Consider the following 24,795-nt stretch of genomic DNA (forward strand, 5'->3'; position numbering starts at 1 on the left):
TCCCGCGGCCGGTTGTCGACCGGCGCCGTACCGACGGGTACAACGAGGCGGGACGGATGTGGCGACGGGATTCCCGGCGGATCGTGACGCGCCAAACGGTCGACGCCATTTCCGGGCTGCGCACGGCCCGCCCGTCATCTGCCTCGCGGTGCTCAGGCCGGGCCGAAGGCGCCGTCCCTGGTGCCGGCGACGAAGGCGCGCCAGTCACCCCGACCGAAGATCAGGGCCGGCCCGGTCTTGTCCTTCGAGTCCCGAACGCCGACCGCCCCGGTCACGTACGCCACCTCCACGCAGTTGTCACAGTTCGGCCCGCTCTTCGAGCTCTTGAACCACGTTGCCTGCGTCAGGTCCACGGGGAACCCCTTGGTCGCCATTTCCACAACGGCTCCTCTGCCAGTTTCGCGATGTGTGCGATGGACTCCTCCGGACGGATGGCCGCCGCTCGAATGTGATCGAAGATGAAGCTGTACTTCTGCAGTTCGTCGCTCTTCTCCAGGAAGAGCCCACCCGTGGCGTTCTCCGCGTACACGACATCCGGATCACCGGGTTCGGGGAAGCTGAGGATCGTGAAGGTGCCGTCCATGCCGGCGTGCGCCCCCACGTCGAACGGCAGGATCTGCAACGTCACGTTCGGCAGCTCGGCCACCTCGACGAGCCGTCTGAGCTGGTTACGCATGACCTCGTCCCCGCCCACCGGTCGGCTCACCACCGCCTCATCGAGCACCACCCACAGATCGACCGGATCATCCTGTGTCAGCAACGACTGTCGACCGAGCCGGACACGGACACGTTGTGCGACCTGGTCGGCGCTGAAGTCCGGCCGGGCGGCACGGATCATCGCGCTCGCGTACTCCTCGGTCTCCAGCAGCCCGGGCACCACCTGCTGCTCGTACGCCCGGATGGAACTCGCCGCGGCCTCCAGCCCGACGTACGCGCCGACCAGCACCGTGCTGTACGGGTGCCACCAGCCCTTCTGGCGGGCCTCGCGGGCGATCTGGACCAGCTCGTCGCTCTCGGCGCCGACGACCCCGTAGATCCGGAGCATGTCCCGCACGTCGCGCGGGGTGGCCGTGGTGTGGCCGGTCTCGATCCGGGAGATCTTCGACGCCGAGCACTCCAGCTGCTCGGCCACCGCCTCGATGGTGATGCCGGCCGCCTCGCGCTGGCGCCGCAGTTCCGCGCCGAGCCGGCGCCGGCGGATGGTCGGACTGCGCCGTTCGCTCACCGCTCCACCCCGATCCGCCGCGGGCGGGCACACGCCCGCCCGGAAACCGGCCCTCAGTGTGCAGTCCGGGGGCGGACGGCTTCAAGCGCTGATTTGCGTGGTGCACTCACGTCTCGGCAAAACGCTACGTGCAACTTGCATGTCAGACGCCACTGGTGCACTCTGTCCGTATGCACGGGTCACTCACCGTCCCCGTCCGATCCCCGTTAGTGATCATGCCAGACGGGTCGGGCGTCCGGACGGCCCGGCCCGGGCTGCGACGAGGTCTGCACCGGGGCGATGTCCCCGCCGCTGCAAGCCAGCTGGCTGTGGCGGCGGGCGCGATACCCGGGAGCAGTCGGGTGTTGGTCGGGTGGCGACGCGCCACCAGCGGGTTCGGCCCGACCACCACCACCCGCACGACCGCCGGCTCAGGAGGCACGACCCCGTCCCCCGGTGGAGAGACGTCCCCCGATCCGACATCGCCGGCGCGCACGCCGGCCGACCCTCTCCAGGAGCCCATGTGCTTCCCCGCTCTGGTGACGTACTGCACGTGACTCGCGCGGCGAGTGTCCAGTTCCTCCGGCCCTTCATGTTCCGGGTAATCCGGGTGCTCGACTGGCCGACCTACGACGGTTGGCTCTGGCTCGACGGCTACGAGTTGAACGCGGCGGGGGACGCGGTCAACCGGCGGTCGATCTACGTACAGCGGCAGGGGCTGCGCCAGCTGCGACCCGCGCCGGAACAGCGACCGCACACCGTACGGCAGCGCCGTCCGGTCTCGCGTACGCCGGTCCGGGTGGGCTGACCAGCGCCGAATCCGCCGTTCGTGGGCGTGTCTCGCCTTAGACTCAAGGCACGCCCACCCCGGCACGTTCCACCCCGCGCGTCCAGGACCCTGAACCTGGGATGGCCATGCTCAATATGCCCGCCGCGCGGCGGCCCCACCGCTCCCGTATCGCCTATGCCTTCGGACTCCTGGCGCTCTTCGGCGCCGCGACCACCCTGGTGGTCCTGGTCCGCGATCCCGCTCTCTCCTCCACCCAGTTGTCCGAACCGGTGCCCGCACCGGAGATCACCGTGATCGGCGAGGGCGCCTCGCCGGCCACGGACGACGAGCCCGGCTGGGACGGCACTCCCGGCGTCGACGACCCGAGCGACGCCCACACCGGCACGGGACCGGGCGGTCACGAGGACTCCGTGACCGGTGGCGGCGGCGGTGCGCCCGCCGGCGAGGCCGCTCCGGCGACCGGCCCGCACGCGGCCGCGGACATCCGCCGGTCACTCTTCTGGTCCGGCGTCATCGGGCTCACCATCTCCCTGGCCGGGCTCGGCCTGGTGGGCACCAGACGACGAATGTGGTGACGGCGCCCCGGCCTCAGGGCGTGCCCGTGGCCGTGGGGCTCGGCGTCACCGCGCTCGGGGACGCCGAAGGGTCGGCCTCGGAGACCAGGAGGACGACCTCCCCGTCCTCGGTCACCGGCTCGCCCGCCCCGGGCTCGGTGCCGATGACGGTGCCCGGCGGCAGCTCCGACGGGCGGTACTCGACCCGGTGGCTCAGCCCCCACCGGTCCAGCAGCGCCTCAGCCGTCTCCTGCGGCAGGCCGGCGAGCGGGGGCACCGGCACCGACGCGGCCTCGGTGGTCGGCGGGGCACTGCTCGGCGGCTCGGTCGTCGGCTCGGCCGAGGTGGGCGCGGCGCTGGTCGGCGCGGCACTGCTGGCCACGGAGGCGGACGGCGTCGGGTCCGGGCCCGTCCGGTCTCCGTCGTCGACGTTGCTCAGCAACCACAGCGCGGTGCCCAGCAGGGCGAGCAGCAGCAGCGCCAGAACGCCCCAGAGGATCGGCAGCCACCAGCGGCGGCCGCCCTGGTCCTCCGCGTACCACTCGCCGGAGGGCTCCCGGTAGTCCGACGACCGGGGCGGCGGCACCTCGGCCCGCCCGGACCAGGGCCGCTCCGGGGGCAACGCGGCGGTGCGGTCCGCTGCGGTGGCGTCGGACGGGGTGGGGCCGGCCGGCGGCGGGCCACCACGGTCGGCCGGGCCGGGCAGTCGTCGGGTCAGCTCGGCGGGTTCGGCATCCGGACGCGGCAGGGGACGGGTCTCGTCACCCTCGTGGTCCCCCGGCGTCGGCTCCTGGTGGTCGTCGCTCATCGCACGTCCTTTCCCGAGCCGGGCGGGCGGCATGGCCCTCTGACCGCCAACCTAGCGGTCGGCGCAACCGTCACCTGGGATCGACGTGCCGGACCCGTATCAGGGCGTCGGTGACACCCCGGGCCAGGTGGGCTTCTCCGTACCGCACCAGATGGCGACCTGCTCGTTCCAGCGGGCCGCGCTGCCGGCCGTCGGCTCCTGGCGTACCACCCGGCCGCTCCGGCCGCTCGGGTACTGCGGGTAGAGCCCCTCCTCGCCCAGTTCCTCCGCCGCGTCGTCGCAGTCGTCGCCCACGACGTCCGGCACGTCGGTGGTCGGTGCCGGCCCGGCCACGTACATGGTCACGGTCGTCCCGCGCCGCACCGGGCTGCCGACCGCGGGATCGGTGCGTTCGACGGTGCGGCCGACCCCGGTGCCGAAGACCAGGCGCCAGCCCAACTTCCGGTCGTGCAGTTCGTCGCGGGCCTCGACGAAGTCCGTACCGATCACGGGAGGAACCGACAGCCCGGACGCGGTCGACGCGGAGGTGCGCGGCGCCGACGGCGTGGTCCGGGTCGCCGTCGGGCGGTGCGTGGGCGACACGCTCGGTGCGCCGGTCGTGCTCGTGGCCGCCACCGGCTGGTCCCCGGGTACGTCGTCCTCGCCGGCCAGGAGCCAGCCCGCCGTCGCCCCGATCGTGGCGAGCATGACGGTGACCAGCCCGCCGCCCAGCACGAGACCGAGCCGCCCCGACCCGCCCCCGCCGTCCCGGGGCGAGACCCCGCCCGTGTGCCCGTCCGTCATCCCGCCACCGCCTCAGTCACCGGCGACCGTACCGGTCGCCGCCAAGCCGCCGCGCGACCGTCCATCGGGGACAGTCGTCGTCGACGACTCGCCGCGCCGACGACGGGACGTTACGCTGCCCGGCATGGCCAGACGCGGCTGGGGAGGATCGATCGCGACCGCGGCCGGCGTTGCCGCCGGCACGGGCGCGGCTCAACTGGGCTTCGGCTACGGCTTGGGCATCATCAACTGGGCGCCGGCCGACGCCGACGCGGCGCCGGCGGCCTGGGTCGCCAGCCTGATCTGGGCGACCTGGATCGCCGCGACCTCGACCATCCTGGGTGCGGTCTGCGCGTACCGGCTGCACGAGCGGGGCCGCGCCAACGCGCCGGTGGACCCAACCGTCCCGCCGCCGGTCAGCGGTGAAGCAGCGACTGACGCAGCGCCCGGGGCCGATCCGGCCGCGGGTGACGCGGCCACCGACGCACCCTCCGGCACGGATCCGGTCGCCGCACCGTCCGACCCGGCCCCCGTCGACCGGCCGACCACGGAACCGGGACGACTCCGCCGGGTCGGCATCGCGGTCGCCGCCGGCCTGGGCGGCCTCGTCACCGTGCTGCTGGTCGCGGTGCCCGCCCGGGTCGCGTCGCCGCCGGACACCGGCACGCCGCAGCGGGTCGCGGCCGCGTACGCGGCGATCGGGGTGCTCATGGGCGTCCTCACCGCGCTCTGGGCCCTGCGGTCCCGCGCCGCCGCCGGCAACGTCGTCGCGACGGTGGCCTGGCTGTGGCTGCTCGCCGTGGTCGCGGTCGTCGACGGCGTGCTCGCCGGTCGCGGGCTGACCAGTGCCCAGCTCGGCATCTGGCAGATCAGTTCGGACCGGCCGGACTTCTGGATCCGGGACTACCTCTACTGGCCCGGCGCGGTGCTGTCGCTCGGCTCCGCGTTGGTGATCGGGGCACTGGCCGCCCGGCGCGCCGCCCGCGCCCCGCGGCAGCGCATCGGCGCGGCGACCTCGGGCGCGGCCGGTCCGCTGCTCGTCGCGATCGCGTACCTGCTGGCGCTGCCCCGGCTGTCGGCCATCACCCCCGAGCAGGTCTCGGCGCACCTGATCGCCCCGTACGCGGTGATCGTGGGTGTCGGTGGCTCGGTGCTGGTGGCCGCCCTCGCGCAGCGCACCGCGCGGCGGGCGGTGACCGCCACCGCCGGCGGGACGCCCCGCGTGGACGGGACGCGCCCCGACGCCACGACCGACGGCAGCCCCGACGGGCCCGAGCCGACGACCGCACCGGCCGTACCGGCGCCCGCCCGACCGGCGCGACCCGGTGTGCCGGGGGACGGCAGCGACGGCGGCGCGACCACCACGCTTACGACGGACAAGGCCGCGGGGGCGCGGGTGCCGGCGCAACGCGCCGCGGAACACGACCGGGTGGACCCGGTCGGAGCCGGTGACCAGGAGGGCGCGGCCACGCCGGACACACCGACCGGCCGCCGGGGCCGGTCGTCGCGCCGTACGAGCTGAGCGGTCAGTCGACCGGCCAGGTGTGCACCGGCTCGTTGCTGCGCTGGAGGTCGGCGTAGCGCTGGAGCATGTGGTGCAGGGCGGCGTCGCGGTCCATGCCCCGGTGCCGCTCGGCGGCCCAGACCGCCTCGGTCTGCCAGGCGGCGCCGTTACGGCCGGTACGGCAGCGCTGCTCGATGATGCCGAGCAGGCGGTCCCGCTGCGCCGGGGCCACCCCGAACCCGTCCAGCCCGTCTGCGGCCCGGGGCAGCAGGACGTCCAGCACCAGCTCGGTCACCGGCACGTCGCCGAGCCGGGGCCAGTGCAGGACGGCGTCCATGCCCCGGCGGGCGGCGGCGTGGAAGTTCTCCTCGGCCGAGCTGAACGTGAGCTGGCTCCAGATGGGCCGGTCCGCCTCGGCCAGGGCACGGGCCAGACCGAAGTAGAAGGCCGCGTTGGCGAGCATGTCCACCACCGTGGGCCCGGCCGGCAGCACCCGGTTCTCCACGCGCAGGTGGGGGCGGCCGTCCATGATGTCGTACACCGGCCGGTTCCACCGGTAGACCGTGCCGTTGTGCAGGCGCAACTCGCCGAGCTGGGGCACCCCGCCCGCGTGCAGCACCTCCACCGGGTCCTCGTCCTCGCAGATCGGCAGCAGCGGCGGGAAGTACCGGACGTTCTCCTCGAACAGGTCGAAGATCGAGGTGATCCACCGCTCGCCGAACCACACCCGGGGTCGTACGCCCTGGGCCTTGAGTTCGTCCGGGCGGGTGTCGGTGGCCTGCTCGAACAGGGCGATCCGCGTCTCCGCCCAGAGCTGGCGTCCGTACAGGTACGGGGAGTTGGCGCCGATGGCGACCTGGACCCCCGCGATCGCCTGGGACGCGTTCCAGTAGTCGGCGAAGCTGTCCGGCGCGACCTGGAGGTGGAACTGGAGGCTCGTGCAGGCGGCCTCGGGCGCGATCGAGTCGGTGTGCGTACGCAGCCGCTCGACGCCGCGGATGTCGAGTTCGATGTCCTCGCCCCGGGCGCCGACGATCTGGTCGTTGAGCACGCGGTAGCGCTCGTTCGTGGACAGGTTGTCCTCGACCAGGTGACCCTCGGTGAGCGTGGGCAGGATGCCGACCAGCACGATCTTCGCGTCCGACTTGGCGGCCCGCTCGTCCGCGCGGGCCAGGCTGCCGCGCAGGTCCTGCTCGTAGTCGGCGAAGCCGGTGCCCTCGATGAGCCGGGGCAGGGCGTTCAGCTCCAGGTTGAACTGGCCCAGCTCGGTCTGGAACAGCGGGTCGGCGATGTCGGCGAGGATCTCCTCGTTGCGCATGGCCGGCTCGGCCGCCGAGTCGACCAGGTTGAGCTCGATCTCCAGACCGGTCATCGGCCGGTCGGCGTCGAACCCGAAGTCGTCCAGCATCAGAGCGAAGACGTCCAGGCAGCGCCGGACCTTCTGCCGGTAGCGGACCCGGTCCTCGCGGGTGAAGGCGCCCTGCGAGACGTCCCTGCCCATGTGCCCTCCCGGCATAAGGCGCAACCGGTCGTGCCGTCCCTGTCGCGCGTTGTTCAGCCCATTACGTTAGGAGCGCCCACCTGCCAAAAACCAGAGGCCGATTCGGGTTGTCCGTCCACGAGCCGGCCGGCTCCGGGCCGGAGGGTGCGCCCTCGGGGGCATCTCTACCCCGCCCGCGGCGCCGGCCACCGCCCGTGGCGGCGAACAAGTCGTGACAATCCGCACGTGAAGACGACGCCGGGCCCGCGCCGGAAGTGCGGCGCGGGCCCGGGCGTACGCGAGCAGGAGGCGTCAGGCCTGGCGGATGGCCTCGCCCTCGATCTCGATCTTGATCTTCTTGCCGACCAGCACGCCGCCGGACTCCAGGGCGACGTTCCAGGTCAGGCCGAACTCCTCGCGGTCGATCTCGGTGCGCGCCGAGAAGCCGAAGATGTCCTGGCCGAAGGGGCTGCGGCCGACACCCTCGAACTGGACCTCCAGCTCGACCTGGCGGGTCACGTCCTTGATCGTCAGCTCGCCGAGGAGGACGAACTCGTTACCGTCGCGGGACTTCACGCCGGTGCTCCGGAACTCCAGCGTCGGGTACTTCTCCACGTCGAGGAAGTCGCCGCTGCGCACGTGCGCATCCCGGTCGGCCTGGCCGGTGGTGATGCTGGCCGCCTGGATGGTGGCGGTCACCGAGGACTGCAGCGGGTCCTCACCGACCGTGATGGTGGCGCTCGCCTCGACGAACTCACCGCGTACCTTGGACACCATCATGTGGCGTGCGACGAAACCGACCCGCTTGTGCGCGGCGTCCAACTCGTAGGTGCCGGCGGTCGGGATGGTGAGGCCTTCCCAGTCGCGGGTAACCGCATCGGTGCTGCTGGTCATGGTGCTCTCCTCCAGGGGGATCGTTTAGTAGCCCAACGACTGTCGAAGCAACTATAGCCACGGCAATATTCCCCGTGTCAAGTACTGGTACGATGAAGCGGTGAAGAACGTGTTGGACGATTCCCGGCTCACCGCCATCGGCCTCCTGTACGAGGTGCACGCCGGGCTGTCGGCCCGGTTCGCCGCCCAGTTCGAGGAGCACGGCCTCTCCGGCGTCGAGTTCGAGGTGCTGACCCGCCTGGCCCGCTCACCCAACAACCAGCTCCGGATGACCGACCTGGCCGCGCAGACGTCCCTCTCCACCAGTGGCGTCACCCGCGTGGTGGACCGGATGGAGCGGGACGGCCTGCTCACCCGCCGCGCCTGTCCCACCGACCGGCGCAGCTCGTTCGCGGTGGTCACCGCCGCTGGCATGCAGCGACTGGACGAGGTGCTGCCCGGTCACCTGCGCATCATCGACGAGTGGTTCACCGGCCAGCTCGAGCCGGCGGCCCTCCAGGCGATGCTCGACGGGCTCCGCCAGATCCGGGACGCCGTGCATCCGTGCGCGACGGCGGGCAGCAGCGGTGAGGACAAGCCGGCGGACGCGGCCTGCTGAGGAACCCGACCTGGTGACGGACGCGCCGCGCCAGCAGACAGGGACGACGCGCCGCACCGGCAGAAAGACCGGCAGAACTGGCGCTGGCACCGGACACGGTCCCCGAAATCGGACCATTCGCCTTGCCGGCGCTGGCTAGTGTTCGGCTCAGCGGGGACGCACCGGGGGGTGACGGCGCGGGCGAAAAGCGAGGGGTAGCACCAAGGGGGCTCTTCGCTCGCGCCGCCCCCGGCCCCGCTGCCACCTCGGCCCGCAGTCCCGCTCCCGCCTCCGGCCCCAGCCGGTCTGGTCAGCGCGAGGGCCGTACGCCCCGGGCCGCGCGCAGCGCGTAGAGCAGGCCCACCTCCTGCGGAAGCAGCCGGATCCCGTTCTCCCGGCACACCCCGTCGAGCCGGTCCAGTACGGCCGGATCGCCGGTGCTGGCCGCCAGGCCGACCAACGCCTCCACCACGTCCCGCCGGTCCTGCTCCTCGGCATCGGCCGCGGCCGCGGCGAACCACTCCGCCGCCAGCTCGCGGTCCCCCCGGTGCAGCGCGAGATGTCCCTCGACCAGCGCGCAGATCCCCGCTTCCGGAAGGGGCCAGTCACCGGCGGGACGCGCCGTCGAGGAGGCGGACCGCTGGCGGGGCACCCGGTGCGCCGTCGCGGAGGGGCGGGCCGGGGCGCAGGCACGCAACTCCTCCAGCACCTCGGCCGCCTCGGCCGTCCGCCCGTCCTGGGCGAGCGCCAGCCCGACCCGGCCGAGCACACGGCGGTGCTGCCCCGGGTCGCCCAGGTCGCCGAGCACCGCCGCCACCCGCCGCCCCTGGTCCACCGCGTCGCCGTACCGGCCGTCGAGCCGGGCCACCTCGGCAAGGTTCGCCCGCGCGAGCACCCGTAGCCGCTGCTCACCGCACTGGGCGCCGAGCCGGTCCACCGCGGCGAGCCGGCGCCGGGCCGCGGCCAGGTCGGCCACCCGGATGTCGTGCCAGGCCAGGTTGTTCTGCGCCACCGCCATGTCGCGGACGCGGCCGTGCCGGGCGGCCAGCCGGAGGACCGACTCGGCGTGCTCCCGCGCCTCGTCCTGGCTGCCCCCGGTGGCGAGCAGGGCGCCGAGCACGGTACGGGCGGCCAGCTCACCCGAGACGTCCCCCGCCTGGCGGAACGCGTCCAGCGCGGCCCGCGCGGCGGGAAGTTCCTCGGTGCCCGCCCCGTGCTCGGCGGCGAGCCGGGCCACCCCGAGCGACGCCCAGGCCCGCAGCATCGGGTCGGCGTCGGCGGTACGCGGATCGGCCAGCAGGCGGCGCAGCCACTGGCGTCCGACCACGTCACGCCCGCGGAAGCGCCACCAGCGGGCCAGGCACGAGGCCAGGCGCAGCGCCGTGAGGGGATCGTCGGTGGCCGCGTACGCGAGGGCCGAACTGATGTCGGTGCTCACCTGGTCGAGGTGGTGCACCGCCTCGGTGATCCGGGGGCCGACCATGTCGGGAGCCGTCCGGATCACCAGATCGGCGATCACCGTGGCGTGCCGGCGCCGGATCCGGGCCAGCTCCCCGGCACCGGCCGCCTGTTCCACCGCGAAGTCGCGTACGGCGTCCAGCAGACGGAACCGCAGCGGCCCGGTGCCGCGTACGCCCAGCAGGCCCAGTTCGGCGAGCCGGTTCAGCACCGGCACCGGGTCGATGGCCACGGTGCCGTCCGGGTCCGCGTCGTCGGCGAGCATCTCCTCCGCGAGGTCCACGGACCAGCGGTTGCCGAACGCGGCCAGCCGGCGCAGGGCGGCCCGTTCCTCAGGGGCGAGCAGCCGGTAACTGGCCGCCACCGCGTCCCGGAGCGTGACCACCGCAGCGGTCCGACCGCCATCCGTCCCGCCCGGCCCGTCCCAGCGAGGCCGGTGCCCGCCGTCACCCGTGGCCGCCAGGTCGAGGACGCGGTCGCCGTACCGGTCGAGCAGCTCGGTGGGATCGAGGATCCGGCCGCGGGCGGCCATCAGCTCGATGGCCAGGGGCAGCCCGCCCAGCCGGCGGACCAGCGCCGCGAGGGCCGGCAACTCGGCCGGGACGGGAGGCTCCCGCCGTACCTGGGCGAGGCGGGCGATGAAGAGCGCGACCGCCGGCCAGGCGGCCAGCGCCGCGGGACCGGAATCCTCGGCCTCGGGTGGCGGCACGTCGAGCGGCGCGACCGGCCAGACCCGCTCCGCGGACAGCCCGACCGGATGCCGCCCGGCGACCAGCAGCCGCATCGACGGCACCGCGGTTGCGAGCCGGTGCAGCGCCTCGGCCACCGCGCCGGGCGCCCGCTCGGCGGCGTCCACGAGCAGCAGCGCCGGCCGGCCCGCCAGGCGGGCCGCGAGTTCCGGTACCCGGGCCGCGCCGAGCACGCCCAGCGACGCGGCGAGCACGTCGTCCGCGTCGGACCCCTCGCTGACCAGGATTCCGGCGACGCCGCCGGGGTGGCTGCCGGCCACCGCGTGGCTCACGGCCAGGGCCAGCGCGGTCTTGCCTACGCCGGCCAGCCCGACCAGGCTCACCAGCCGCGGCCCGAGGTCGTCGGTGAGCATGCCTGCCAGCTCGGTGACGTCGCGGTCCCGCCCGATCAGCTCGATCGGGGGTGGAAGGGCCACCGCCGGGCCACCGCCGCCCGGCCCCCCGCCACTCCACGTGGTGGCGGCCGTGTCGGCGACGGGCCCCCGCGCCGCCGCGAGGAAGGCGGCCCGGGCCGTGCCGCCGAGGTCGAGCGCACCGGCCAGCAGCTCGACCGTGGTGCGCTGGGGGCGGGAGGACCGCCCCCGCTCCAGGTCGCGCACCGTCCGCACGCCGACGCCGGCCCGGCCCGCCAGCTCCGCCTGCGTGAGGCCGGCGGCCAGCCGGTGTGAGCGCAGCAGCTCCGGCAGGGCGGTACGACCGGCCGAGCCGGGCGGACGATCGTCAGCCGGAGTCACGGGGTGGAAGAGTACGGACCGGGTGCGACCACCGGCAGTCGAGCGTCGGGCTGCCGACGGCTGAACGCCGAAACCCGACAGCGGCCGGCCGGATCAGAGACCCAGGTCGCGCGCGATGATCATCCGCTGCACCTCGCTGGTGCCCTCGCCGATCTCCAGGATCTTCGAGTCGCGCCAGAACCGGGCCACCGGGTACTCGTTCATGAAGCCGTAGCCGCCGTGGATCTGCGTGGCCTCGCGGGCGTTGTCCACGGCGATCGTGCTCGCGTGGAGCTTCGCGATGGCCGCCTGCCGCTTGAACGGCTCGCCGGCGAGCATCCGTGCGGCGGCGTCGTAGTAGGCCAGGCGGGCGGTGTGCGCCCGCAGCTCCATGTCCGCGATCTTGAACTGGATCGCCTGGTAGTTGCCGATCGGCTGGCCGAACGCCTGCCGCTCACCGGCGTACCGGATCGACTCGTCGACACAGCCCTGGGCGAGGCCCACGGCGAGCGCCGCGATGGCGATCCGGCCCTCGTCGAGGATGCGCAGGAACTGGGCGAAGCCCCGGCCCCGCTCGCCGAGCAGGTTCGCGGCCGGCACCCGGCAGTCGTCGAACGTCAGCTCGTGGGTGTCGGACGCGTTCCAGCCCACCTTCGAGTAGGCGGGCGCCACGGTGAAGCCGGGGGTGCCCGAGGGCACGATGATCGTCGACAGCTCCTTCGAGCCGTCCGGTCGCGTGCCGGTCACGGCGGTCACGGTGACCAGCGCCGTGATGTCGGTGCCCGAGTTGGTGATGAACGCCTTCGACCCGTTGATCACCCACTCGTCGCCGTCGAGCACCGCGCGGGTCTGGGTGCCGCCGGCGTCCGAGCCGAAGCCCGGCTCGGTGAGCCCGAAGCCGGCGAGGGCCTCGCCGCTGACCAGCTTCGGCAGCCACCGGGCCTTCTGCTCGTCGCTGCCGAACCGGTAGATCGGCATGGCGCCGAGCGAGATGGCGGCCTCCAGCGTGATGGCGACGCTGGAGTCGACCCGGGCCAGTTCCTCCAGGGCCAGGCAGAGCGCGAAGTAGTCACCGCCCATGCCGCCGTACTCCTCCGGGAAGGGGAGCCCGAAGAGGCCCATCTTGCCCATCTGCCGGACGACCTCGTACGGGAAGGTGTGCTTCTCGTAGTGCTCGGCGATGACCGGGGCGACCACCTCGCGCGCGAAGTCCCGCACGCTCTCCCGCAGTGCCTCTTGTTCCTCGGTGAGGCGGAAGTCCATCGGTTCCTCCTGTGTCGACGGGCCGCCGGGCGTTCGTGACGCCGGGACGGGTCGTGCTGGACCCTGTGCCGGCCGCCGCGCGGGTGAGCGCGGCGGCGCGGCGGTCAGACGGGGGTGACGCCGTGCCGGCGCCGGGAGAAGTGGCGGTCCTTGCCGCGCGCGGCGGCGAACCGGCGGACGAGTTCGGCACGCAGGTCGTGCGGCTCGACGATCGCGTCCACCACCAGTTCGCTGGCGAGCCGGACGATGTCGATGTCCCGCTCGTACTCCTCGCGCTTCGCCGCCACGAAGGCGGCCCGTTCGGTCTCGTCGGCGATCGCGGCGATCTTGTTGGCGTAGACGGCGTTCACGGCGGCCTCGGCGCCCATCACGGCGATCTTGGCGGTGGGCAGCGCGATGGTGGCGTCCGGCTCGAAGCCGGGCCCGGCCATCGCGTAGAGGCCGGCGCCGTACGCCTTGCGGACGACCACGCAGATCTTCGGCACGGTCGCCTCGGAGATCGCGGTGATCATCTTGGCGCCGTGCCGGATGATCCCCTGCTTCTCGACGGCGGTGCCGACCATGAAGCCCGGCACGTCGGAGAGGAAGAGCAGCGGCACGTTGAAAGCGTCGCAGAGCTGCACGAACCGGGTGGCCTTGTCGGCCGAGTCGACGAAGAGGACGCCGCCCTTGAACATCGAGTTGTTGCCGACCACGCCCACGACCTCGCCGTTCAGCCGGCCGAAGCCGATGGTCAGCTCCTTGGCCCAGAGCGCCTGGATCTCGAAGAACGACCCCTCGTCGAGCAGGCCCTTGACGTACCGCCGCATGTCGAACGCCTGCCGCTCGCTGGCCGGCACGAGCGCCGCGAGGTCGGCCTTCTCGGGCGCGTCCGCGGCGGCCGCCGCGGGCGGCGCCTGGGTCCAGTTCGCCGGCAGGTACGACAGGTAGCGCTTCACCACGTCGAGCGCCTCGGCCTCGGTCTTGCAGAGGAAGTGGCCGACGCCGGACTCGGCGCAGTGCACCTTGGCGCCGCCCATCGCCTCGAGGGTGGTCTTCTCGCCGGTGACCATCTCGACCATCCGGTCGGAGCCCAGGTACATGCTGGCGTTGCCGTCGACCATGGCGACCACGTCGCAGAACGCCGGGATGTACGCCCCACCGGCCGCGCTCGGACCGAAGAGCGCGCAGACCTGCGGGATGGAGCCGGAGGCGCGGACCTGGTTCCAGAAGATCTTGCCGGCGCCGCGCCGACCGGGGAACAGGTCGACCTGGTCGGTGATCCGGGCGCCGGCCGAGTCGACGAGGTAGACCATCGGCACGCCGGTCGTGTAGGCCCGCTCGATGATCCGGATGATCTTCTCGACGGTGCGCGCGCCCCAGCTGCCCGCCTTGACCGTGGAGTCGTTGGCCATGAGGCAGACCGGCCGGCCGTCGATGGTGGCGGTGCCGGTGACCACGCCGTCGGCCGGGAGCCCGTCGGCCATCGCGTTGGCGTACAGACCGTCCTCGACGAAGCTGCCCTCGTCGACCAGGAGCGCGACCCGTTCGCGGGCGAACAGCTTGCCCTTCGCGGCGTTCGCCGCGTGGTACTTGTCCGCACCGCCGGCCTTGGCGCGCTTGCGCAGCTGCTCCAGTGCCTCACCGTCGAGCGTCACGCCGACTCCCTCACCGTACTGGCCTGAACGATCGTTAGGTTAGCGCATCGCGGCCACGCCGGACCACTCGGGCAGATATTGATAAGTACCTATGGATGTCGCTAGGCTCCTGGCACCCCGACACTTCCGGATTGGAGTGAGCCATGACCTCACGGATCACCCGGCTCGCGGTCGCGTCCGTCGCGACGGCGGTGGCCACGCTCGGCGTCACGGTCGCGAACCCCGGCCCCGCCTCCGCCGCCATGACCATCTGCTACAACACCAGCCAGGCACCGAGCTACGCCAGCATCGCCAACCAGGCCGCGTCGATCTGGAACAACGCCACGACGAACCTGACCCTCTCGGCGAACTGCGGCTCCAACCTCCGGATCTACCAGATCACCGGGGGCGGCTCGTACGCCATCCGGACCAGCCTCGGCAACGGCCGCGTCTACATCGACACCCAGCAGGCCCAGCAGTACAGCCCGCTGCGGATCATGACGCACGAGATCGGCCACATCCTCGGTCTGCCGGACAACTACAACGGCAGCTGCGCGATCCTGATGTCCGGTGGCAGCGCGGGCACGAGCTGCACCAACCCGTACCCGAGCAGCGCCGAGGCGAGCCGGGTCAGCAACCTCTTCGCGGGCACCCGCAGCGCCACCGAGCGCGCCACGGACAGCACCGGAAGCCAGGTCTTCCGGGACAGCTGGCCGGCCGTCCCCGCGACCGTGGGCTGACGGGCAGATTCCGCTGACGACGGAGGGGCCGGCATCGCGCCGGCCCCTCCGCTCGTCCCGTCCCGCTCACCCGGCCAGGCCGGCGAGGCCCGCTCAGCCGGCCAGGCGGGTGAGGCCCGCTCAGCCGGCCAGGCGGGTGAGCCCCGCTCAGCCGGCCAGGCGGGTGAGCCCCGCTCAGCCGGCCAGGCGGGTGAGCCCCGCTCAGCCGGCCAGGCGGGTGCGGGGGCCGGCGCGCAGGACGCCCGAGGGCAGCTGCCGGCCCACCAGTTCCTCGGCCAGCTCGGCCACCTCGATGAGGGCTTCCAGGTCGATGCCGGTGTCGATGCCCATGTCGTGCAGCATGTGCACCGCCTCCTCGGTGGCCAGGTTGCCGCTGGCCCCCGGGGCGTACGGGCAGCCGCCGAGGCCGCCGACGCTCGCGTCGAACTCGGTGACCCCGAGCTCCAGTGCCGTGAGCAGGTTCGCGAGCGCGGTCCCCCGCGTGTTGTGGAAGTGCAGGAGCACCGGGACGTGGGCGTTGCGGTCGCGTACGGCCGTCAGCAGCTCGCGGACCCGTCGCGGCGTACCCATGCCCGTGGTGTCGCCGAACGCCACGCGGTCCGCGCCGTCGCGGACCACCCGGTCCACGATGCCGGCCACCCGCTGCGGGTCGATGTCCCCCTCGTACGGGCAGCCGAAGCTGGTCGCCACGATCACCTCGGCCCGCGCCCCCGCGCCGTGCAGCAGGTCGATCAGCTCGGCGATGTCGTCGAGCGACTCCTCGGTCGACCGGTTCACGTTGCGCCGGTTGTGGGTGTCACTGGCCGAGACGACCACCTCGATCTCGGTGAAGCCGGCGGCCAGGGCGCGCTGCGCGCCTCGGGTGTTGGGCACCAGCGCGGAGTAGCGCACCCCGTCGACCCGGCTGGCCCGCTGCCAGACCTCGTCCGCGTCGGCCATCTGCGGGATCGCCTTCGGGTGCACGAAGGACACCGCCTCGATCCGCCCGACGCCCGTACGCGAGAGCGCGTCGAGCAGGCGCACCTTGGCGTCGGTCGGGATCGGGTCCTCGTTCTGCAACCCGTCGCGGGGCCCGACCTCCCGGATCGACACGGAGTTCGGCAGGCTCGTCATAAGGGGTCACCTCACTGTGACGCGGTGCTGGGTCCTGGTCCCTCCAGCATGTCACCCCGCCGGCCGGCCCCCACCCCACCTCGTTGATCATGAAGTTGTTGCGCGCCACGTCGGCGTGTCGCGGCAATAACTTCATGATCACCGGGGCGAAGCGGGGGCGGGGCCGTGCGGGGTGCGGGGGCCGGGGTCAGCGCATGCGGGTCACGATGGCCGTGTCGTAGTCGCCCGAGAGGAACTCCGGGTTCTCCAGCAGCTCGACGAAGAAGGGCAGGTTGCACTTCGGGCCGGCGATCTCGAACGCCGCCACCGCCGCCCTCGCCCGCTCGATCGCCTCCGCCCGGTCCGCGCCGCTGACGATGAGCTTCGCCATGAGGCTGTCGTAGAACGGGGTCACGGTGTTGCCCGCCACGTACCCGGAGTCGACCCGCACCCCGTCACCGGTCGGCTCGTTCCACGTGCCGATGACACCCGGGCCGGGCAGGAAACGCTTCGGGTCCTCCGCGTTGACGCGCAGCTCGATGGCGTGGCCGCGCGGCGCCAGCGCGTCCGGGTCGAACGTCGGCGCGAGCCCGGACGCGACCCGCAGCTGCTCCTCGACGAGGTCGATGCCGTGGACCAGCTCGGTGACCGGGTGCTCCACCTGGAGCCGGGTGTTCATCTCCAGGAAGAAGAACTCGTTCGCGGCGGGGTCCAGCAGGCACTCGACGGTGCCCGCGTTGCGGTAGTTCACCGCCTCGCCCGCACGTACGGCCGCGGCCAGGAACCGCTCCCGCAGTTCCGGGGAGACCGCGGGCGACGGGGACTCCTCGACCAGCTTCTGGTTGCGCCGCTGCACCGAGCACTCCCGCTCGCCGAGCGCCACCACCCGGCCGTCGGCGAGGCCGAGGATCTGCACCTCGACGTGGCGTACCCGGGGGAAGTACCGCTCGATCAGCACCGAGCCGTCGCCGAACATCCGCTCCGCGAACGCGCGCACCTTGTCGTACTCCGTGCGCAGAGCCGCCTCGTCGGCGGCCACGCCCATCCCCATGCCGCCACCGCCGGCCGCGGCCTTCACCATCACCGGGTAGCCGATCTCGGCGGCGGCCGCGACCGCCGCTGCCAGATCGGCGGCCGGCTCGGTGGTGCCGGGCGCCACCGGCACACCGGCCGCCGCCATCAGGTTCCGAGCGTTGATCTTGTCACCCATCGCGCTGATCGCGTCGGCGCCGGGCCCGACCCAGATCAGCCCGCTCGCCTCGACGGTACGGGCGAAGTCCGCGTTCTCCGACAGGAAGCCGTAACCGGGGTGGATCGCCTGGGCACCGGTCGACTTGGCGGCGGCGAGGATCGCCTCCACGTTGCGGTAGCTCTGCGCCGGGTTGGCCGGGCCCACACAGACCGCCTCGTCCGCCTCGGTGACGAACGGCAGGTCGGCGTCGACCTCCGAATGCACCGCGATCGCGCGGATGCCGAGCCGCTTCGCGGTGCGGATGATCCGGCGGGCGATCTCGCCCCGGTTGGCGACCAGCAGCGACTCGATCATCTTTCCTCCAGCGCGTCCAGGGGTGGGGACGGTGTCAGAAAACCACGCGCGTCCACCCCACCGGCCCCCCGACCCCCCGGCCCTGACGGCGGGTGATCAAGAGGTTTGCGTCATCCCGGGGCCGGATGATGACGCAAACCTCTTGATCACCCGACGAACCGGCGGCCGGCGGCGCGGGGAGGGAGGGGTGGGGGGCAGGGCGGGGCCGGGGGTCAGGCCAGGAGGGCGGCCTGGGTGGCCTCGCGGAGCAGTTCGGCCCGGCGGCGGCGGTCCACCTCGCCGCCGAGGAACGGGGTCGAGTTCATGAGGCCGAACGCCGCGTGCGCCAGCACCCGGGCCTCGCCGTCGGGCATGCCGGGGTGCAGGGCGGTCAGCACGATCACCCACTCCTCGACGTAGAGCCGCTGGAGCCGCCGGATCCGGCGGCGCGGCTCCTCGGGGAGCCGGTCGAGCTCGTGGAGGTGCAGGGCGATCACGGCGGGGTTCGCCAGCGCGAACTCGACGTGGAACTCGATGAGCGACGTCAGCGCGCCGCGCGGGTCGTCCGGGTGGGCGGAGGCGCGCTCCCGACCGCCGGCGAGCAGGCCCTCGCTCACCGGCACGAGCGCCGCGACCAGCATGGCCTCCTTGCCGGCGAAGTGGTGGTAGAGCGCGGGCCCGGTCACCCCGGCCGCGGCGCCGATGTCGTCCATCGAGACGCCGTGGTAGCCGCGCGCGGCGAAGAGACCGACCGCGATTTCGAGGATCTCGTCCTTGCGGGAGCGGCGCCGGCCCGCGTTCGTCGCACCGCCCGCCGCGCCTCGTGCCTGCTGCTCCACCGTCACCGGGCAAGCGTAGACCCGCGCGCACGGCGAGGTGGAAGCACGGTTACCGACCAGTTCATCAGGTGGACACACCGGGCCGGCCACCGTGGTGACCGGCCCGGCGCCCGGGTCAGTGGTCGTGGTCGAGGTCGTGCTCCGCGCGGAGCGCGGCGGCCTCCTCCGCGCGGCCCAGCTCGTCCAGCGCGCGGGCCAACAGCCAGGCGGTCTGCTGCACCGGACGGGAGCCGGTCGGCAGCCCACCGAGCACGACCCGGAGCAGGCGCTCCGCGTCGGCCGGCCGGTCCAGCCGCAGCAGCAGCTCGCCGGTGAAGATCTCCACCTGGGCCGCCTCGCCGAACGCCTCGATCGACCGGAGCCGGTCGGGCAGCCCGGTCAGCCGGTCGAACGCCTCGCCCTCCCGACCGTCGCCGGCCAGCACCCGCGCGGCCGCCTCCGCGGCCATCGCCCGCTCGTACGTCACGGGCGGCTCCGGCTCCGGCTGCGCGCCGAGCGACGCGGCGAGGCCGTCCATCGCGTCCACCGTCCGCAGCGCCGCCGCCGTGTCGCCCGCCCACATCCAGGCGTACGCCTCGCGGCGGCGTGCCCGCAGCTGGTCCACCGGCAGCCCGGACAGCTCGTACGTGCCCGCCGCCGCGGCGAACCGCTCGGCGGCCAGCGCGTCCCGGTCGGCGTCGTAGAGCAGCCCGCCGGCCTCCTCCAGCATCTGCGCGCGGTGCGGGAGATTGTCCGGACCGTCGAGGTTGTCCGCGAGCTGTTCGAGCAGCGCCAGCGCCGGATCGACCTCGCCAAGCCCCTGGTAGATGCCGGCCAGCAGGTAGCGGCAGCGGTCCGCCTGCGCCTGCGCGCCGAGCTTGTCGAGCCCGATCACCGCCTCCTCGGCGACCTCCGCCGCCTCGCCCAGCCGGCCGGCGACCCGGTACGCGTTCGCCAGCTCCCACCGCAGCAGGGCGTCCCCCTCGGCGCCCCGCTCCACGCAGAGCGTGACCGCCTCGGCGAAGTCGTCCACCGCCTCGTCGGCACGTCCCGCCGCCATGAGCACGCGCGCACGGGTGACCCGGGCCGGCACCAGCGCCTCCGGCGGCGCCACCCGCAGCGCCTCGTCGCAGGCGGCGAGCGCCTCGGCCGGGTCGTCGACCGCGCGGGCGTACGCCAGGCTGGCGCTCATCAGCAGCTCACCGACGCCCAGCTCGCGGGCGTGCCGACGCGCCTGCTCGGCCGCCGACCGGAACTCCTCGGCGCGCTCCAGTTCTTCGAGGATGTGGGTGCGGTGCAGCGCCACCCGCAGTGCCAGGTACGGATCATCGCCCGTTCCGGCCGGCACCTTGTCGAGCGCGGCGAGCGCCTCCGCCCAGCGCCCACCGTGCATCAGCGCCAGCGCCACCCGGTCGTGCGCGGCGGCCCGCCGCCGCTCGTCGCCGATCCGGTCGAGCGCTTCGGCGGCCGCCTCGGCCAGCGCCAACCCCTCCTCGCGCCCCTCCTCGGTCATGGTGAGCAGCACGCCGAGCCGGCTCGCGACCACCTGCTCCCGCAGCTCGTCGCCCACCTCCCGGTACGCCGCGAGCGCGGCCCGGGCGGTGTCGATCGCGGCCGGGATCTTCTCCGCGTCGCTCAACTCGGCCGCCCGCAGCTCCAGCCGCCGCGCCACGGTGGCCGGGGGCAACGAGGCATCGTCGAACCGCTCGTCGTACGCGGCCAGGGCGGCCCGAAGGGTGGCCTGGTCGTGCCGGTGCCAACCCGCCTCGGCGAGGTCGAGCAGGTCGTCGGGCCCGGCGTCGTCGGGCACCGCCACGGGCTCCGGGCGGCCGGCGCCGGGCACCTCGCCGGGGCCGGTCGCGCCCGTCACCTCCGCGGAAGCGGCGGCCGGCGCGCCGGTCGTCGGCGCGGTCCCCGGCCGGGCGGGGCGGCGGCGCAGGCTCGCCGAGAGCGGCAGGTGCTCGCCGGTCGGCCGGACCGCGAGGCGGTCGGCGATCAGCTCCGACTGGCGGGTGGTGCCGTTGCGGGCGTCGAAGCGGGCCGCCAGAGCGGCGGCGGTCTCGGCCAGCTCGGCGGCGAGCCGGGCCGCCGGGACGTCACCGGCCGGGCGGTCCCCGGCGGCCCGGCGGTAGACGGCCAGGTCACCGTCCACCTGCCGCAGCGCGGCGGCGGCCGTGGCCGCGAAGTGCATGGCCGCGGCGGGCGAGGGCGCCCGGTCCAGCCAGTCCAGGTGCCGCTCGACCAGTTCGAGGGCCCGCGCCTCGTTGCCGGTCAGGGTGCAGAACTCGATGTGGTCGCCGATGTCCCACAGGTCGGAGAGGTTGCCGCGCACCCGCCGGTACGCCTCCCGGTGGGCGTTGCGCGCCTCGTCGTGGCGCCCGACCCGCAGGTAGGGCACGAGCAGTGCGGTGAGGATGGCCTGCGGCTGCTCGTTGCAGGTCAGCCGGCCGGCGAGCACCGGCTCGGCCAGGGCCACCGCGTCGGCGTACCGGCCGGTGTCGGACAGGTACTGCACCTCCGTGGTGGGGTCGCAGCCGGCGCAGTCGGAGAGGTCGTCCCGCGGGGTGGTCTGCCAGAGCCGGTACCAGTGCGCGGCCGCCTCGGTGTCGCCGATGTGGTCGGCCACCCGGAACCGGTGCTTGTGGACGGCCTGGAGGCTGTGCCCGCCGGCCCGGTAGCGCCGTTCCATGTCGTCGAGCACCGCGTTGGTCCGGTCCAGCGGCACCTCGGGGAACTTCAGCAGACCGCTGACCATGTACTTGAAGTGCCAGAGCAGCTGCCGCGCGTGCCGGGCGTGGTACGGCTGGGGGTCCCGGTCGAACTCACCCAGACACCAGGAGAACGTCACGAAGGACTTGGCCGGCTCGCCGCCGTAGGTGTACGCGGTGGTGCCCTGCATGCGGGTGACGAAGGCGAGTTCCCGGTCGTCGGCGGCGTCCACCCGCCGGAGCAACTGCTCCAGCGCGGCGATCTGGCCCGCCCCGTACGGCATGGTGCTGACCTCGCGGAGGACCCGCCAGAGGTCGTCTTCGTTCGTGCCCACGACTCACTCCCGTCCCGGTACGGCCCGGCCCAGCAGGCCGAGGAAGGAACTGTTCAGCAGCGCGGCGTCCGCCGCGCGGATCGGGTGGTGGCCGAGCAGCAGCGCCTGCCCGTACAGCGCCTCGACGGCGAGCCCGACCAGCTCCGGGTCGGTGAGCGTGCTGACCCGGCGTACCAGCGGGTTGCGGTGGTTGAGCACCAGCTGCGGGCGGTCCGGCGGTGCGGACGCGGCGAGCGCGTCGAGGACACCGCCCCACAGCTCGTCGGCCCGATCCCGGCTGGCGGCGAGCTGGTCGTTGAAGGCCGCCGACCGGCTCACCAGGTAGAGCGCCGGCAGCGACACCGGATCGTACGCCCGGATCACCACCTCGCAGCCGGTGCGTTCCAGCGACCGCTGCGCGGCCGTGAGGAACGGGCGCAGGGCCAACTCGACCTGCGGGTCGAGGCTGTCGAAGCGGGTGGTGAGGTCGCTCGGCTCCAGCCGCTCGATGAGCACCGAGCGGTCCACGCTGGGCAGCCGCTCGATGAGTTCGGTGTCGTACGTGTAGCCGCCGTTGACCACCGCGAGGTCCTGCGCGGCGGCGACCGCGGCGAGCTGGCGGAACTCGTCGAGGCTGGCCGCGTAGCGGATCAGGCCGTGCCGCTGCCGGAACTCGGCGAGGGTGAGCGTGCCGACGTTGGTGTCCATCGGCCACCACTCGTCGACGAGGCGGAGCATCTCGTCGTCGTGCAGCGCGAGCGCCTTGACCCCGAGGTGGTGCACCTGGAGGAACTCGGCCAGGCGGCGCGGGTCGTGCTTGGCGAGCCGTACGAGCCACCCGCGCACCTGGTCGCCCAGCGCCTCCCGGGTGGCGGTGAGCAGCGTGTCCTCGTAGAGCGCCTCGCGGCTGGCGGTCGGCCGCAGCTCGCTGGCGTCCACCACGCAGTGCGCGAAGAACGCCCAGTCGGGCAGCAGCCCGTCGGCGTGCTCGGTGAGCAGCATCCGCTTGAGGTGGACGCGGTGGCCGGCGCGGGCGGCCGGGTTCACCGGCTCCGGCAGGATGTACGCGACGCCGGTCAGTCCCGCCTCCGGCACCGCAAGCGGCAGCACGTCGAACGGGTCGTAGCCGAGGGACTCCCGCGCGTACCGGATGAGGGCCGGCCGGTCGACGGACGCGCCCGGCGTGGTCGGCCAGGGCGGCGGGCCGGCGGTGGTCACCACGTCGCCGACCCGGACGGTGACCGGCAGCAGCGAGCCGAACAGTCGGGCGAGGTCGGTGACGGTGGGGGTGGCGAACCACTGGTCGGCGTCCCTGCGCGGGACCAACGTGACCGTGGTGCCCGGCTCGCTCCGCCCCGCTCCGGCCGGTGCCGGCTCGACCGTGTAGCGGCCGTCGGAGTGGCCGGTCCAGCACACGGTCGGCTGGTCGCCGTGCCGGGTGAACACCCGGATCTCGTCGGCGACCAGGAAGCAGGAGAGCAGGCCGATGCCGAACTGCCCGAGGAACTCGTGCCGGGAGAAACCCAGCTCGTCCCGCTTGGAGCTGCGGCCGATCGTGGCCAGCAGCTCGTGCACCTGCGCCTCGGTGAGGCCGATGCCGGTGTCGTGCACCCGAAGCGTCCCGTCGCCGGTCAGCTCGGGCGGCTCGATGCGGATCAGCGCCGGCGCGTCGGGCTCGACGGCCCGTCGCGCGGTGATCGCGTCCACCGCGTTCTGCAACAGCTCGCGGACGTACACCCGCGGGCTCCCGTAGAGGTGATGACTGAGGAGGTCGACCACGCCACGGAGGTCGACCTGGAAGGTGCGGTCCACGCCTGTTGTGCTCCCCGGTCCGATGCCGGCGCCCACCGTACCGATGATCACCGACACCGCGCGTCCCCCTTTCACCCGGCGGTTTGACCCTCGACCGGGTCGAGGTCACAAGGTGGCCCGCATGCCCGGATCCCGACTCGGCCGCGACTACCACCTGCTGTGGTCGGCTGCCGTCTCCTCCCGCTTCGGCGACGCGCTGCGTACGCCGGCCCTGGCTCTGCTGGCCGCGACCCTGACCCGCGATCCACGGTGGATCGCGGGCGTCACCGTGGCCGCTCAGGTGCCGCCGCTGCTCTTCGGCCTGGTCGGCGGCGTCTACGCGGACCGCTGGGACCGGCGGCGGACGATGGCGTTGGTGGACGGCGTACGCGCCGCCGTGGTGGCCGCGCTGGCCGTGGCCGTCGCCGTCGACCGGGTGGGCATGGCGGCGCTGCTGCTGGCGGCGTTCCTGCTCGCCACGCTCGGCACCCTCTTCGACGCCGCCTCCTTCGCGCTGCTCCCCGCCCTGGTGCCGCCGGCCGCGCTGTCCCGGGCGAACGGTCGCCTCCAGGCCGGTACAGCGCTCGCCGGCGGTTTCCTGGGCGCCCCCGCGGCCGGCGTGCTCTTCGCCGCCGCACCAGCCCTGCCCTTCGCCCTGGACGCCGTGACCTTCGCGCTGGCGGCGTCGCTCGTCCTCGCCCTCTCCGTCCCCTCCCCGCGATCTTGCACTTTCCGCCCCGGCGAACCGGGATCAAAGCCACATAACAAGGGCCGAAACTGCAAGATCGACGAGAAGAGGGGCTTCTGGGGGGAGATCAGTGAGGGGGTGCGGTGGATTCGGGGGGACCGGACGCTGTGGAACGTCACGCTCCTCTCGGCCGGCAGCAACCTGGCCATCAGCGGAATGATGGCCGTGCTGGTGCTGCACGCGCTCGACGTGCTGCGGGTGACACCGACGGGGTACGGACTGTTCACGGCCACCGCGATCATCGGTGCCGTGGGCGGGGCGCTGCTGGCCGGGCGGCTCGCCGCCCGGTTCGGCACCCTGCCCGCGTTGCGCCTGGTGCTCGCCGCGCAGACCGTCGCGCTGACCGGGTTCGCGCTGGCCCGCCATCCGGTGGCCGGTGGCCTCACGCTGGCCACCTTCGCCGCCGGCACGTCGGTGTGGAACAGCCTCTGGGCGTCGTACGGGCAGCGCAACGTGCCGGCCGCGCTGCTCGGCCGGGTGGGCGCCGCGCAACGCATGGTCGGCCTGCTCACCGCACCCGTCGGCGCGGCGCTCGCCGGCGTGGTCGCCGCGGCGTACGGGACGGTGCCGGTGATGGTGGCCGCCGCCGCCACCTTCGCCCTGGTCACCCTCGCGGCGTGGCGGGTGCTGCGGCAGCCGGCCACACCGGCGCCGCCCCGCGAGACCGTCGCCACCGGCTGAGCCGAT

Annotated in this window: 20 protein-coding genes; 6 read left to right on the forward strand and 14 right to left on the reverse strand. The window is 73.7% G+C overall.

What is annotated here, in order from left to right:
- Positions 1 to 152: 152 nt before the first annotated feature.
- Together D7193_RS28790 and D7193_RS28795 are read right to left on the reverse strand one after the other, a co-directional pair.
- Entirely contained in the window at positions 153 to 374 is a 222-nt protein-coding gene (locus tag D7193_RS28790) for a DUF397 domain-containing protein (protein ID WP_120782801.1), read from the reverse strand.
- Entirely contained in the window at positions 344 to 1,225 is an 882-nt protein-coding gene (locus tag D7193_RS28795) for a helix-turn-helix domain-containing protein (RefSeq protein WP_120782802.1), read from the reverse strand. Before D7193_RS28795 ends, D7193_RS28790 begins: the two co-directional genes overlap by 31 nt.
- A gap of 502 nt (positions 1,226 to 1,727) precedes the next feature.
- Between D7193_RS28795 and D7193_RS28800 the strand changes: the two genes are divergently transcribed.
- Both D7193_RS28800 and D7193_RS28805 read left to right on the forward strand, forming a co-directional pair.
- Positions 1,728 to 2,012 carry a hypothetical protein gene (locus tag D7193_RS28800; protein WP_120782803.1) on the forward strand — a complete coding sequence of 95 codons (285 nt, stop codon included), beginning with the start codon at positions 1,728 to 1,730 and terminating at the stop codon, positions 2,010 to 2,012.
- Positions 2,013 to 2,113: 101 nt separating this feature from the next.
- Positions 2,114 to 2,569 carry a hypothetical protein gene (locus D7193_RS28805; protein ID WP_174242767.1) on the forward strand — a complete coding sequence of 152 codons (456 nt, stop codon included), beginning with the start codon at positions 2,114 to 2,116 and terminating at the stop codon, positions 2,567 to 2,569.
- A 13-nt stretch (positions 2,570 to 2,582) separates the two neighbouring features.
- Here the strand turns inward: D7193_RS28805 and D7193_RS28810 are convergent, their stop codons facing one another.
- Positions 2,583 to 3,356, reverse strand: coding sequence for a PASTA domain-containing protein (locus tag D7193_RS28810; RefSeq protein WP_120782804.1), 774 nt, complete (start codon positions 3,354 to 3,356; stop codon positions 2,583 to 2,585).
- Positions 3,357 to 3,455: 99 nt separating this feature from the next.
- On the reverse strand, positions 3,456 to 4,139 hold the full coding sequence (locus D7193_RS28815) for a PASTA domain-containing protein (RefSeq protein WP_120782805.1): 684 nt from the start codon (positions 4,137 to 4,139) through the stop codon (positions 3,456 to 3,458).
- A gap of 124 nt (positions 4,140 to 4,263) precedes the next feature.
- On the opposite strand from D7193_RS28815, the gene D7193_RS28820 reads away from it, so the two are divergent.
- A complete protein-coding gene (locus D7193_RS28820; protein WP_120782806.1) occupies positions 4,264 to 5,640 on the forward strand; it encodes a hypothetical protein in 1,377 nt (458 codons plus the stop codon).
- A gap of 4 nt (positions 5,641 to 5,644) precedes the next feature.
- Here the strand turns inward: D7193_RS28820 and D7193_RS28825 are convergent, their stop codons facing one another.
- Both D7193_RS28825 and D7193_RS28830 read right to left on the reverse strand, forming a co-directional pair.
- Positions 5,645 to 7,123 carry a glutamate-cysteine ligase family protein gene (locus D7193_RS28825; protein WP_120782807.1) on the reverse strand — a complete coding sequence of 493 codons (1,479 nt, stop codon included), beginning with the start codon at positions 7,121 to 7,123 and terminating at the stop codon, positions 5,645 to 5,647.
- Positions 7,124 to 7,414: 291 nt separating this feature from the next.
- Positions 7,415 to 7,996, reverse strand: a complete 582-nt coding sequence (locus D7193_RS28830) for a YceI family protein (protein ID WP_120782808.1) — start codon at positions 7,994 to 7,996, stop codon at positions 7,415 to 7,417.
- 100 nt (positions 7,997 to 8,096) lie between these two features.
- Between D7193_RS28830 and D7193_RS28835 the strand changes: the two genes are divergently transcribed.
- Positions 8,097 to 8,594 carry a MarR family winged helix-turn-helix transcriptional regulator gene (locus D7193_RS28835; protein WP_120782809.1) on the forward strand — a complete coding sequence of 166 codons (498 nt, stop codon included), beginning with the start codon at positions 8,097 to 8,099 and terminating at the stop codon, positions 8,592 to 8,594.
- A 289-nt stretch (positions 8,595 to 8,883) separates the two neighbouring features.
- Here D7193_RS28835 and D7193_RS28840 read toward each other — a convergent pair whose 3' ends face one another.
- The 3 genes from D7193_RS28840 to D7193_RS28850 all read right to left on the reverse strand — a co-directional run bounded on the left by D7193_RS28840 (position 8,884) and on the right by D7193_RS28850 (position 14,393).
- Entirely contained in the window at positions 8,884 to 11,514 is a 2,631-nt protein-coding gene (locus D7193_RS28840) for an ATP-binding protein (protein WP_120782810.1), read from the reverse strand.
- A gap of 93 nt (positions 11,515 to 11,607) precedes the next feature.
- Entirely contained in the window at positions 11,608 to 12,756 is a 1,149-nt protein-coding gene (locus D7193_RS28845) for an acyl-CoA dehydrogenase family protein (protein WP_120782811.1), read from the reverse strand.
- 104 nt (positions 12,757 to 12,860) lie between these two features.
- Entirely contained in the window at positions 12,861 to 14,393 is a 1,533-nt protein-coding gene (locus D7193_RS28850) for an acyl-CoA carboxylase subunit beta (RefSeq protein ID WP_120782812.1), read from the reverse strand.
- 143 nt (positions 14,394 to 14,536) lie between these two features.
- On the opposite strand from D7193_RS28850, the gene D7193_RS28855 reads away from it, so the two are divergent.
- On the forward strand, positions 14,537 to 15,112 hold the full coding sequence (locus D7193_RS28855) for a snapalysin family zinc-dependent metalloprotease (RefSeq protein WP_120782813.1): 576 nt from the start codon (positions 14,537 to 14,539) through the stop codon (positions 15,110 to 15,112).
- A 201-nt stretch (positions 15,113 to 15,313) separates the two neighbouring features.
- Here the strand turns inward: D7193_RS28855 and D7193_RS28860 are convergent, their stop codons facing one another.
- The 5 genes from D7193_RS28860 to D7193_RS28880 form a co-directional block, all read right to left on the reverse strand.
- Positions 15,314 to 16,225 (reverse strand): hydroxymethylglutaryl-CoA lyase, encoded by a 912-nt coding sequence (locus D7193_RS28860; protein ID WP_120782814.1) that lies wholly within the window; start codon positions 16,223 to 16,225, stop codon positions 15,314 to 15,316.
- Positions 16,226 to 16,412: 187 nt separating this feature from the next.
- Entirely contained in the window at positions 16,413 to 17,750 is a 1,338-nt protein-coding gene (locus tag D7193_RS28865) for an acetyl-CoA carboxylase biotin carboxylase subunit (RefSeq protein ID WP_120782815.1), read from the reverse strand.
- A gap of 212 nt (positions 17,751 to 17,962) precedes the next feature.
- Positions 17,963 to 18,574, reverse strand: coding sequence for a TetR/AcrR family transcriptional regulator (locus D7193_RS28870; protein WP_120782816.1), 612 nt, complete (start codon positions 18,572 to 18,574; stop codon positions 17,963 to 17,965).
- A 109-nt stretch (positions 18,575 to 18,683) separates the two neighbouring features.
- A complete protein-coding gene (locus tag D7193_RS28875; RefSeq protein WP_241563595.1) occupies positions 18,684 to 21,590 on the reverse strand; it encodes a tetratricopeptide repeat protein in 2,907 nt (968 codons plus the stop codon).
- 3 nt (positions 21,591 to 21,593) lie between these two features.
- The gene (locus D7193_RS28880; protein WP_120783011.1) at positions 21,594 to 23,381 is read right to left on the reverse strand and encodes an HSP90 family protein; all 1,788 of its coding nucleotides are present in this window, start codon (positions 23,379 to 23,381) and stop codon (positions 21,594 to 21,596) included.
- Positions 23,382 to 23,502: 121 nt separating this feature from the next.
- Here D7193_RS28880 and D7193_RS28885 point away from each other — a divergent pair, with 121 nt between their 5' ends.
- Entirely contained in the window at positions 23,503 to 24,789 is a 1,287-nt protein-coding gene (locus tag D7193_RS28885; RefSeq protein WP_120782817.1) for an MFS transporter, read from the forward strand.
- Positions 24,790 to 24,795 lie beyond the last annotated feature (6 nt).

Source organism: Micromonospora costi, assembly GCF_003626655.1.
Taxonomy (GTDB): Bacteria; Actinomycetota; Actinomycetes; order Mycobacteriales; family Micromonosporaceae; genus Micromonospora; species Micromonospora costi.

Bases quoted from the DNA above. Each gene is read 5' to 3' on its own strand.
- D7193_RS28790 (WP_120782801.1), bottom strand. From the start codon at position 374: ATGGCGACCAAGGGGTTCCCCGTGGACCTGACGCAGGCAACGTGGTTC.
- D7193_RS28805 (WP_174242767.1), top strand. From the start codon at position 2,114: ATGGCCATGCTCAATATGCCCGCCGCGCGGCGGCCCCACCGCTCCCGT.
- D7193_RS28810 (WP_120782804.1), bottom strand. From the start codon at position 3,356: ATGAGCGACGACCACCAGGAGCCGACGCCGGGGGACCACGAGGGTGAC.
- D7193_RS28815 (WP_120782805.1), bottom strand. From the start codon at position 4,139: ATGACGGACGGGCACACGGGCGGGGTCTCGCCCCGGGACGGCGGGGGC.
- D7193_RS28820 (WP_120782806.1), top strand. From the start codon at position 4,264: ATGGCCAGACGCGGCTGGGGAGGATCGATCGCGACCGCGGCCGGCGTT.
- D7193_RS28825 (WP_120782807.1), bottom strand. From the start codon at position 7,123: ATGGGCAGGGACGTCTCGCAGGGCGCCTTCACCCGCGAGGACCGGGTC.
- D7193_RS28830 (WP_120782808.1), bottom strand. From the start codon at position 7,996: ATGACCAGCAGCACCGATGCGGTTACCCGCGACTGGGAAGGCCTCACC.
- D7193_RS28845 (WP_120782811.1), bottom strand. From the start codon at position 12,756: ATGGACTTCCGCCTCACCGAGGAACAAGAGGCACTGCGGGAGAGCGTG.
- D7193_RS28855 (WP_120782813.1), top strand. From the start codon at position 14,537: ATGACCTCACGGATCACCCGGCTCGCGGTCGCGTCCGTCGCGACGGCG.
- D7193_RS28860 (WP_120782814.1), bottom strand. From the start codon at position 16,225: ATGACGAGCCTGCCGAACTCCGTGTCGATCCGGGAGGTCGGGCCCCGC.
- D7193_RS28865 (WP_120782815.1), bottom strand. From the start codon at position 17,750: ATGATCGAGTCGCTGCTGGTCGCCAACCGGGGCGAGATCGCCCGCCGG.
- D7193_RS28885 (WP_120782817.1), top strand. From the start codon at position 23,503: ATGCCCGGATCCCGACTCGGCCGCGACTACCACCTGCTGTGGTCGGCT.